Annotated in this window: 6 protein-coding genes; 4 read left to right on the forward strand and 2 right to left on the reverse strand. The window is 74.2% G+C overall.

All coding sequences use genetic code 11. The annotated features are described in order from the left end of the window. Nucleotide 1: 1 nt before the first annotated feature. The gene (locus ACIF6L_RS05035; protein ID WP_396491869.1) at nt 2–4,669 is read right to left on the reverse strand and encodes an amino acid adenylation domain-containing protein; all 4,668 of its coding nucleotides are present in this window, start codon (nt 4,667–4,669) and stop codon (nt 2–4) included. Nucleotides 4,670–4,766: 97 nt separating this feature from the next. Next, the gene (locus tag ACIF6L_RS05040) at nt 4,767–4,988 is read right to left on the reverse strand and encodes an MbtH family NRPS accessory protein (protein ID WP_329488969.1); all 222 of its coding nucleotides are present in this window, start codon (nt 4,986–4,988) and stop codon (nt 4,767–4,769) included. 572 nt (nt 4,989–5,560) lie between these two features. Here ACIF6L_RS05040 and ACIF6L_RS05045 point away from each other — a divergent pair. The 4 genes from ACIF6L_RS05045 to ACIF6L_RS05060 all read left to right on the forward strand — a co-directional run bounded on the left by ACIF6L_RS05045 (nt 5,561) and on the right by ACIF6L_RS05060 (nt 10,498). After that, the gene (locus ACIF6L_RS05045; protein ID WP_396491870.1) at nt 5,561–6,577 is read left to right on the forward strand and encodes a LuxR C-terminal-related transcriptional regulator; all 1,017 of its coding nucleotides are present in this window, start codon (nt 5,561–5,563) and stop codon (nt 6,575–6,577) included. A 237-nt stretch (nt 6,578–6,814) separates the two neighbouring features. After that, the gene (locus ACIF6L_RS05050; RefSeq protein ID WP_329488967.1) at nt 6,815–7,558 is read left to right on the forward strand and encodes an ABC transporter ATP-binding protein; all 744 of its coding nucleotides are present in this window, start codon (nt 6,815–6,817) and stop codon (nt 7,556–7,558) included. After that, complete coding sequence (locus ACIF6L_RS05055) at nt 7,552–10,110, forward strand: FtsX-like permease family protein (protein WP_396491871.1); 2,559 nt, start codon at nt 7,552–7,554, stop codon at nt 10,108–10,110. The genes ACIF6L_RS05050 and ACIF6L_RS05055 overlap by 7 nt, the downstream gene beginning before the upstream one ends. A 166-nt stretch (nt 10,111–10,276) precedes the next feature. Then, a complete protein-coding gene (locus tag ACIF6L_RS05060; protein ID WP_329488969.1) occupies nt 10,277–10,498 on the forward strand; it encodes an MbtH family NRPS accessory protein in 222 nt (73 codons plus the stop codon). The last annotated feature ends 84 nt before the right edge of the window (nt 10,499–10,582 follow it).

The raw sequence follows: 10,582 nt of genomic DNA on the forward strand, positions 1-10,582 counted from the left end.
CCTAGTTCTCCTTGGAGTTCGTGGCGGCGGCGCCGGCCGTGGCGGTGCTGGGGGCGAAGAGGTCCGACTCCGCGATCTCGGAGTCGCTCAGCTGCTCGATCTCGGCCCTGATCTGGTCCTCGATCGCCGCGGCCAGACGGCCGACGGTGGGCTGGGCGAAGACGGTGCCGATGGAGAGGTCGATGTCGAACTCGTCCTGGAGCTGGGAGGTCATGCGGATGGCCAGGATCGAGTGGCCGCCGAGCGTGAAGAAGCTGTCCTGCACGCCGACCCTGGGCAGTCCGAGCAGCTCGCCCCAGATCTGGGCGATCCGCTCCTCGGTGGGGGTGGTGGGCGGCTGGAAGCCGTCGTCCCCGGCGTCGATGTCGGGCAGGGCCCGGCGGTCGACCTTCCCGTTGGCGGTGAGCGGGATCCGGTCGATCACCGTGAGGGCCGACGGGACCATGTAGTCGGGGAGGCGCTCGGCGAGCGCGGCCCTGACCGGTGCGAGGTCGACGGGCCCGGTGCCGTCCGTGACCAGGTAGCCGACCAGCGACTTCTCACCGGTGGTGCTCTCCCGGACGATCACCACGGCGTCGCGGACCGGTGCCAGCTCCGACAGTACGGCCTCGATCTCTCCGAGTTCTATGCGGTATCCGCGCAGCTTGACCTGGGTGTCGATGCGGCCGAGGAAGGAGATGCTGCCGTCGGACAGCACCCGGGTCAGGTCGCCGGTGCGGTAGAGGCGGGAGCCGGGCGCGCCGTAGGGGTTCGGGACGAACTTCTCGGCGGTCAGCTCGGGCCGGCCGTGGTAGCCGCGGGCCAGGCCCTCGCCGCCGACGTGGAGTTCGCCGGCGACGCCGACCGGGACGGGCCGGCCGGACCGGTCCAGCACCAGGGTGGTGGTGTTGGGCAGCGGGCCGCCCAGCGGTACGGCGGCGGCCTGCGGCCGGTCGACGGGGTGCACGGTGGAGCCGATCGAGGCCTCGGTCGGTCCGTACTCGTTGATCAGCCGGCCGGGGCCGAGGGCCGTGAGCCAGCGGTTGGCGAGGCGGGCGGGCAGTTCCTCGCCGGCCACCAGCACCAGCCGGGCCAGTGTCGACATCCGGTCGTCGGTCAGCTGGTCGGTGAGCAGTTCGAGGTGCCCGGGGGTGAGCTTCACGAAGGCGTACGGCGCACCGGCCAGCAGCGTCTCGCCGAGGGTGGCGAGATCCAGGTCGGCGGGCAGGACGTGCACCGCGCGGCCGGTGATCAGCGGCACGTACAGGTTGGTGGCCGGCAGGTCGAAGGCGATGGAGCTGAACAGCGGGGCGCCGCCCTCGGCGCCGGTCAGGTCGCGGGCCGCCCAGCGCAGGTGGTTGGCCAGGCCGCGGTGGTGCACCATGACGCCCTTGGGGCGGCCGGTGGAGCCGGAGGTGTAGATCGCGTAGGCGAGCAGCTCCGGGTCCCCGGAGCGGGCGGGCCGCTCGGCCGGGCGGGCCTCGACGGCGGCGCGGTCGGCGTCCAGCAGGACGAGGGCGCCCTGGTGGCCCGCCGTGGCGGAGGCCTGGTCGGAGGTGGTGACGAGCAGCGGCGAGCGGCAGTCGGAGAGGACGTGGCGCAGCCGCTCGGCGGGCAGCGACGGGTCCAGCGGCAGGTAGGCGGCGTCGGCCTTCCAGATGCCGAGCAGGGCGGGGACGAGCTCCGGTCCGCGGGCCAGGCAGAGGCCGACGACGGTGTCGGGGCCGGCGCCCAGGGCGATCAGGTGGTGGGCGATGCGGTTGGCCCGCTCGTCCACCTCGGCGTAGGTCAGCCGGGTCTCGCCGGCGATCACGGCGACGGCGTCGGGGGTGGTCCGGGCCTGCTCCTCGAACAGGTCGAGGGTGGTGCCGGCCGGCCAGTCGGCGTGCTCGCCGGTGCCCCAGCCGGTGAGCTGCTCGCGGTCCCGCTCGGCCATGATCCCGGCGGCCGCGAGGGTGACGGCGGGCTCGGCGGTGACGGACTCCAGCAGGCGCAGGAAGTGGTCGGCCAGCCGCTCGACGGTGGTCCGCTCGAACAGCGCGTCGGTGTACTCGAAGGCGCCGCTCCAGGTGCCGTCGGCCTCACTGCGGACGTAGAGGGTGAGGTCGGTCTTGGCGACCTGGCGGGCCGGGTGGAGGTAGTCGATGTCGGCGCGGTCGGGCATGCCGCCGATCAGCTGGCCGTCGTGCAGGTTGAAGGCGACCTGGTAGAGCGGGGTGCGGGACTGGTCGCGCTCGGGGCGCAGCTCGTCCACGATGTGCTCGAAGGAGAGGTTCTGGTGGGCGAAGGCCTCGCGGCAGACCACCCTGACCTTCTCCAGGGCCTCGGTGAAGGTCAGGCCCTCCGCCAGCCGGCAGCGCAGCACCAGCGAGTTGAGGAAGAAGCCGACGGTGCGGTCGACCTCGGGCCGGGTGCGGCCGGCGACCGGGGTGCCGATCACCACGTCCCACTGGCCGCTGAGCCGGGCGAGCACGGTGCCGAAGGCGGTCAGCAGCGTCATGAACGGCGTGGCCTCGCGGCTCTGGCCGAGGTCGGTGACCGCGGCCATCAGGCGCTGCGGGATGTCGAAGGTGACGACGTCGCCGTGCGGGTCGCGCTTGGCGGGGCGCGGGTGGTCGGCGGGCAGCTCCAGCGGGACGAGCCCGTCGAGCGCGGTGCGCCAGTAGTCGAGCTCGTCGGCCAGCCGCTCCTTGGAGTGCCACTCCTGCTGCCAGCCGGCGTAGTCGGCGTACTGCACCGGGACGGCGGGCAGCCGCGGGGTGACGCCGGCCCGCAGGGCGGCGCACAGCTGGTGGAACTCCTCCTCCAGGACGGCGGCCGACCAGCCGTCGCAGGCGATGTGGTGGATGGTGACGAGCAGCAGCTGCTCGTCGCCGTCGGCGGGGGTGCGGGCCAGGGTGGCGCGCCAGAGCCGGCCGGAGGCGAGGTCGAAGCCGGTCTCGAACTGCTCGCGGAAGAGCTCGACGATCCGCTCGCGGCTGCCTTCGGCGCACCGCAGCTCGATCGGCAGGGTTTCGCCGATCTCCTGGAGCGGTTCGCCGTCGACGACGGTGTAGCGGGTGCGCAGCGCCTCGTGGCGGTCGGCGAGGGTGTCGAGCACCAGGCGGACGGTGTCGGCCTCGACGTCCCCGGGCAGCCGCAGGAACAGCGGGGCGGTCCACTCCGGGCTGGGCTCCATGGTGTCGAGCAGCCAGATCCGGCGCTGGCCGTACGAGAGCGGCAGCGGCCGGTCGCGCGGCACCGGGGTGATGCCGGCGGCGGTCGGCCGGGCGTCCGCGAGCAGGGCGACCTGCTCGCGGACGGTGACCGCGCCGAACAGGTCGGCGAGCACGATCGGGGTGCCGGTGGCCGCGTGGAGGCGCTTGGCCAGCTCGGTCATGATCAGCGAGTAGCCGCCGAGCTGGAAGAAGTTGTCGTCCAGGCCGACCTGCGCCACCTCCAGCAGCTCGGACCAGATCCGGGCCACGGTCCGCTCGACGGCGGTCACGGGGGCGACGTGGGCGGGGCGGCCGGGCGCGGTGTCGGCGGGCGCGGCCTGCGGGCGGTCGGCCTCGTCGAGCAGCTCCAGGACGCCGTCGCCCTGCCAGCGGACCAGGTCGCCGGTGGCGTGCATGCGGCTGCCGGCGGTGCCGTAGACGGCGGGGCGCAGCCGCTCGGCGGTGGTGCGCGGGTCGTCGAGGTAGCCGGCGCCGGCGCCGAGGCCGGCCGCGTTCAGCCGGCCGGGGACGCCCGGCGGGACGAGGTCGCCGTACTCGTCGAGGACGAGCAGCGGGATCCGGTCGATCGGGCGGCCGAGCAGGGTGTTCGGGCCGGTGCGGTCCGGGTCGACGGTGTGGGCGGTCACCGCGAGGGCGCCGTCGAGCAGGTGGACGCTGCACACTTCCTCGGCGCCGGCGGCGGTCAGGGCGCGCGCGGTGCCGGCGGTCAGCCCGGCGCCGGCGGCGAGCACCAGGCGGGGGGCGGTGCCGGGCCGCAGGTCGGCGGCGGCGAGCAGCGCGGGCGCGCCGGCCAGTACGGTGGCCCGCTGCTCGGCGGCGACGGCGGCGAGGCCGGCGGGGTCGGTCACCGGGACGGCGGTGGCCCCGGCGGCCAGCGCGGCGAACAGCGGGGCGAACCAGCCGTCGGTGCCGCCGGCGCAGAGCACCCGGTCGCCCGGCTCCAGGCCGAACTCCTCGACCAGCCAGTCGATCTGGTGCAGTACGGCGGCCTGGTCGAGGACCAGGGTGCGGCCGGTGGCCGGGTCGTGGCGCAGCCAGGCGGCGTCGGTCGGCCCGGCGGGTCGGCCGGGGTGGTCGGCGGGCCGGTCGGCGAGGTCCCGCGCCAGCGCGCGGGGGCCGACGACCCGGGCGGCGCCGTGCCGCTCGGGCGCGTCCTCGTCCAGGGTGAGGACGAGCTCCACCTGGGCGGGCAGGGAGCCGAGCGGGAGGTCGGCGGGCAGGGGCAGGACGGCCGCGCCGGCGCGCCAGATGCCGAGGGCGGTCCGCGCGAACGCCGCCCCGGGGGAGAGGCGCACGCCGACGACGCCGCCGGGCGCGATGCCCGCCTCGGCGAGGAAGTGCGCCAGCCGGCCGGCGTGCTCGTCGAGCCGGCGGTAGTCGGCGCGGTCCTGGTGGTCGGACACGGCGACGGCGTCGGGAGCCCGGCGGGTCGAGCTCGCAATCAGGTCGTGCAGGGAAGGCCGCGGGGTCACGAGAGCTCCTCGCTCGGTGTCACGGTGGGGGGGCGGTACGACGACGCGCGCTCTCCCGCGGCGGCCGGTGGGGGCCGCCGCGGGAGAGCGGGGTCGTTCAGTTGGCGGCGGCCTGGGCGGCCATCCGGGTGCGCAGGCTCAGCGGGCGCATGTCGGTCCACACCTCGCCGATGCGGGTGAGGCACTCCTGCTTGGTGCCGCCGGTGCCCTCGGCCCGCCAGCCGTCCGGCAGGGCGCGGTCCGCCCACCAGATCGAGTACTGCTCCTCGTCGTTGAGCACCACGAGGTAGGTCTGCTCGTCGACAATCTGCTCAGCCATGACGCTCCCAGGTCGGTTGAGGCCGGTGCCGCCATGGGCGGCTGGATGCACGGGACGGCCGAGCTGTTGGGCGGGCCGGCTGCCCGCACACTCGTCCGACTGCCCGGGAAGTCTGCGGTGGCCCGCTATAGACGCTCTATACCGCCGGATCCGGCCGCCGGCGTGCCTTCCGGCGCAGGTCACGAGGGGTGCGCGGGCCCCGGATCGGGGCGGTCCGGGGCGTGGTGGAAATCACGATTGCTTATATCGAGGGGTTTGCGGTGGCCGAAAAATGCCCTTCCGCCACCCTGGGTGTCCATTACTTGACTTCATGTCATTCGATGACAGAAACTCGACCGGGGGCGTGCAGGGAGTGACATTTCCGTGGCTCGGCCCAGCCGGGGGGCAGCCATATTCAAGGCCCCCGTGTGAAGAAGTTCAGAGATTCCTCGGGGGACGTTTCACCATGTCAGACCTGCTTCGTGTGATCAGACCGCGTCTGTGTCCAGCCTCTTCGCATTCCGACTGTCCAATGTCGACTGATTCTTGACGGGCCATCAGACCACCCTCCCTGGACAATTGGATTCACGGCAATGCTGGAGAAGCTGGGCCTCGGTGCCGAGGCCGGTTCGGTCTACAAAGAAATGCTCAAGGATCCGCAGAGCGGACCCGCCGACATCGCCGGCCGGCTCGGCTGGACCGAGGCCCGGGTGCGGTCGTCCCTGGACGAGCTCGCCCGCCTCGCGCTGCTGAGACCGTCCTGGCAGGACCCGGGCGTGCTGAAGCCGGTGGAGCCGGAGGTCGGGCTGCGCTATCTGCTCGACCGCCGGGAGGCCGAGCTCCAGCGGCGCCTGCTGGAGATCGAGCAGGGCCGCCGCGACCTCGTCGAGGTGGTCGCCGAGTACGCCAACCTGACCCGGTCCTCCCGCACGAGCGCGGACGTCGAGGTGCTGGAGGGGATCGACTCGATCCGGCTGCGGATCGAGTCGCTGGCGACCGGCTGTACCGAGGAGGTGCTGGGCTTCGTCACCTCGGGGGTGATGTCCGAGGCGAACATCGAGGCCAGCCGTCCGCTGGACCTGCGGGTGCTGCGCGGCGGGGTCCGGCTGCGCTCGATCTACCTGGAGAGCATCAAGAACGACAACAACACCATTGCGTATGCTCATTGGCTGACGGAGCAGGGCGCCCAGGTGCGCGTCGCGCCGACGCTTCCGCCGCGCATGGTGATCTATGACCGGTCCACCGCTATTGTTCCGGTGGACCCCGAGGAGACCCGCAGGGGCGCCCTCGTGCTGCGCGGCCACGGAGTGGTCGGCGCGCTGTGCGAACTGTTCGAGCGGGTCTGGCAGAGCTCCCTGCCGGTCGCCTCCGAGCCGGAGGCTCCGGTCGGCCGGGAACAGCCCGAACTGTCCCCGCGATCGCAGGCCATCCTGGTCCTGCTGGCCAAGGGCGCCACCGACGAGATGATCGCCCGCAGGCTCGGCGTCTCGGTCCGCACCGTACGGCGCGGCACCGCCGAGCTGGCCGCCCAGCTGGGCGCCAAGACGAAGTTCCAGGCCGGGATGATGGCGCTCCAGCACGGCTGGGTCGATCCCGCCCTGCTCTCCTGACACCGGCCGCCGCCGGACCCGGACCCGGGGCCGGCGGCGCTCGGCCCGGTCGGGAGCGTCGGCGGCCGGCCGGGGCGGGAACGCCGGTGCCGCGCCCCGGGGGAACCCAACCCGCCGCATCCCCGTCCTCGCGGGCCGGGCCGGCCGCCCCGTGCCACCGGGGGTGTAGCCAGCCATACCCCGGGACTGAATCCCAGGCCATTGAGCCGCACCCACCCCGACTGATGGGCTGAGACTATGAACGCCACGGACTTTGCCGTTGAACTCCGATCGGTCTGCCGGACCTACCGACGCGGACCCGAGCCGGTCGTCGGCCTGGACGACGTGAGTGTCGGATTCCCCTTCGGGACCTTCACCGCCGTCATGGGCCCCTCCGGCTCCGGCAAGTCGACCCTGCTGCGGTCCGCCGCGGGCCTGGAGCCGATCGACCAGGGGGAGGTACGGGTCGACGGCACCGCCCTGGGCGGCCTGCGCGACAACGACCTGACCGTGCTGCGCCGGGAGAAGATCGGCTTCGTCTTCCAGTCCTTCAACCTGCTGCCCGCCCTGACCGCGGCGCAGAACGTGGCGCTCCCGGCCAAGCTGGCCGGCCGGCACCCCGCGCCGTCCGAGGTGACCGCCGCGCTGGCCGTCGTCGGCCTCGCCGAGCGGGCCGGACACCGGCCGGGCGAGCTCTCCGGCGGCCAGCAGCAGCGGGTGGCCATCGCCCGCGCGCTGATCACCCGCCCCGCGGTGCTGCTGGCCGACGAGCCGACCGGCGCCCTGGACACCAAGAGCGGCCGCGAGGTCCTGGCCCTGCTGCGCTCCATGGCCGACGAGCCCAGCCGCGCCGTGGTCATGGTCACCCACGACCCGGTCGCCGCCTCCTACGCCGACCGCGTGGTCTTCCTCCGCGACGGCCGGTTGGCCGGCTCGCTGGAGCGGCCCACCGCCGAGCAGGTCGCCGCCCGGATGACCGCGCTGGAGGCCGTGGCATGCTGAGCCTCGCCCTCGCCACCATCAAGCTGCGCTGGGCCTCGTTCGTCGGCAGCTTCGTCGCCCTGGCCTGCGGTGTCGCCCTGATGGCGACCTCGATCCTGGTCATGGCCGCCACCTCGGACATCCCCGACCAGGAACGCCAGCGCTTCTCGCAGGCCCCCGTCCTGGTGTCCGCCTTCCACACCCTGGACTTCAGGCGGGACGACGGCGACGTCTCCCCGACCCCGGTGGCCAAGCAGCAGGGCCTGCCGGCCGAGCTGATCGCCGCGGTGGCCGCCACCGGCCGGACGGTCGAGGACCGCACCTTCTACGCCCAGCTCGCGGACGGCCCGCACGACCAGGTCGGACGCGCCTGGTCCAGTGCGGAGCTCGGCGGCTACCGGCTGACCGCCGGCTCGGCGCCGACCACCGACGAGCAGATCGTCATCGGCGGCGGCAGCCCCGACCAGGTCGGCCGGCGCGTCCAGTACGTCACCGCCGACGGCCTGCACAGCGCGACCGTCTCCGGCGTCACCGAGGCGGAGCCGTTCGAGCACGCCGTCTTCTTCACCGACGCGCAGGCCGCCCGCTTCTGCCCCGCCGTCGGCGTGCTGGCCGCCTTCGGCCCCGTCGACGCGGTCCGCCAGGCGGTGGCCGGCGCCGGCGGCGCGACCACCGCCCGGGTGCTGACCGGTGCCGAGCGCAGCCAGCTGGACCCGCACCACATCGACGTCGCCGGTCAGCTGGACAACGTGCAGACCCCGCTCGGGCTCTCCGCCGCGGTCTCCGGCGGCACCGCCGTGTTCGTGGTCGCGGGCACCTTCGCGCTGTCGATCGCCCAGCGCCGCCGTGAGCTCGCCCTCCTCCGCCTGATCGGCGCCACCCGCAAGCAGCTGCGCACCCTGGTCAACCGGGAGGCCCTGCTGGTCGGCCTGCTGGCCTCCGTCACGGGCTGCGTGCTCGGTGCGGTCGGGGCGCCGCTGGCCGGCCGCTGGCTGATCGACCACGACATGGTGCCGGCCGACTTCACCGTCCCGATCAGCTGGTGGGGGCTGCTCGTCGCGGCCCTGATCGGACTGCTGACCGCGATGACCGGCGTGGTGCTCTCCTCGTTCAAGGCCGGACTGGTCAGCCCCGGCGAGGCGCTGATGGAGGCCGACGTGGAGCGGCGCTCGCGGGTCGCCCTGGCGGTCCGCTGGATCAGCGGCCTGCTCGTGCTCGGCGGCGGCATCGCGGCGCTCGTGGTGGTGGCCCGGACCTGGCCCGACGCCGCGGCCAGCGCCGCCGACTCGCTCGGACTGCTGCTGGCCGTCGTCGGCGGCTGCGTCCTGCTCGCGGGCGTGCTGGCCACCCCGGTGATCCGGCTGCTGACGGTGCTGCCCACGCTCTCGGCCCGGCTGCGCGGCCGCCCCGCCGAGGACGGCGGCGGCATCGTCTGGGCCACCGCCCGGCAGAGCGCGCTGACGGCCTTCCGGCGCACCGCCGCCACCACCACCCCGGTGGTGCTGGTCGTCGCCTTCGCCGGCTGCCTGCTCGGCAGCGTCGACACCATCAACCGCTCGAAGGTCACCGAGGTCCGCGGCCAGCTGGCCGCCACCGACTTCGTCGTCGCACCGGCCGGCACGCCCGGGCTGAGCCGGACCGTGGTGGACCGCGTGCGCGCCGTCCCCGGCGTGCGGAGCCTGGTCATCACCCCGACCCTGGTGATGGCCGACCAGGACGGCCAGGCCCTGGTCGCCTTCCCCGCCGCGACGGCGGACGCCGCCGCGCTGGCCGAGGTCGACCGGCTCCCGGTCGTCGAGGGCTCGCTGGCCGACCTCGGCCCCGACTCGATCGTGCTCAGCCGCACCTGGCCCGGCTCGCCGCGGACCGGGCAGCAGGTCCCGGTCTGGCTGGCCGACGGCACCCCCCGGACCCTGCGGGTCGCCGCCGTCCTCGGCACCGGCGCCGAGACGGTCCAGGCCTGGGTGACCGGGCACAACGCCGTCACGGGCGGGGTCGGCGGCCAGGCCCTGGCGAGCCAGATCCACCTGCGGGTGCTGCCCGGCACCGACCGGCAGCAGGCCGCCGACGCCCTGCGGACGGCCGTGCAGGGGCTGGGCGCCAAGCTCGCGACCTCGGAGGAGACCTGGTCGGCGGCCACCGACAGCAACGAGGAGGCCTCCTGGAACGCCCTGCTGATGATCCTCGGCCTGGCGATCTGCTACGCGGCCATCGCGCTGGCCAACTCGCTGGTGATGACCGTCGCCGACCGCAGGAAGGAGCTGTCGCTGCTGCGCCTGGCCGGCGCCACCAAGGCCCAGGTGCTGCGCACCGTCGCCGTCGAGACGATGCTGTGCGTGGCGGCCGGGACGTTCCTCGGCCTGCTCGGTACCGCGATCAGCATCGGCGGCTCCTGGGCGGCCCTGACCAACCTGGTCGGCCCGACGCCCGCGGTGGTGCCCTGGGGCACGATGGGCGTGCTCGCCGCCTGCTGCGCGGCCATCGCGCTCGTCTCGGCGGTACTGCCGGCCGCGCTCGCGCTGCGCGACCGGGACGGCCAGGGCATCCTGCGCGGGGCCGCCGGTTCGGCCTGACCACCCCGCCAGCGGCTCCAAGTGCCGGGAACTCCACGGGAGTTCCCGGCACTTTCGGTTTCCGGAGGCGGTGCCGGAGCGGCCGGCCCGGCGGCGTATAGGGGCGTTATAGCGAGGCTGCGCAGACTGGCCGGGAATCCCATCCCACCGTGAACTCGGGAGCGTCATGGCTGAGCAGATTGTCGACGAGCAGACCTACCTGGTGGTGCTCAACGACGAGGAGCAGTACTCGATCTGGTGGGCGGACCGCGCCCTGCCGGACGGCTGGCGGGCCGAGGGCACCGGCGGCACCAAGCAGGAGTGCCTCACCCGCATCGGCGAGGTGTGGACCGACATGCGCCCGCTGAGCCTGCGCACCCGGATGGCCGCCCAGGCCGCCGCCAACTGACCCACCACCGACTCGTCCGGGGAGGCCGCACGCCCGCTGGGGGCGACGCCGGCCGCCCCGGACGGTGATGTCACCGCCAGCTAC

Origin of the sequence: Kitasatospora sp. NPDC086009 (genome assembly GCF_044540385.1) — a bacterium.
GTDB lineage: Bacteria > Actinomycetota > Actinomycetes > Streptomycetales > Streptomycetaceae > Kitasatospora.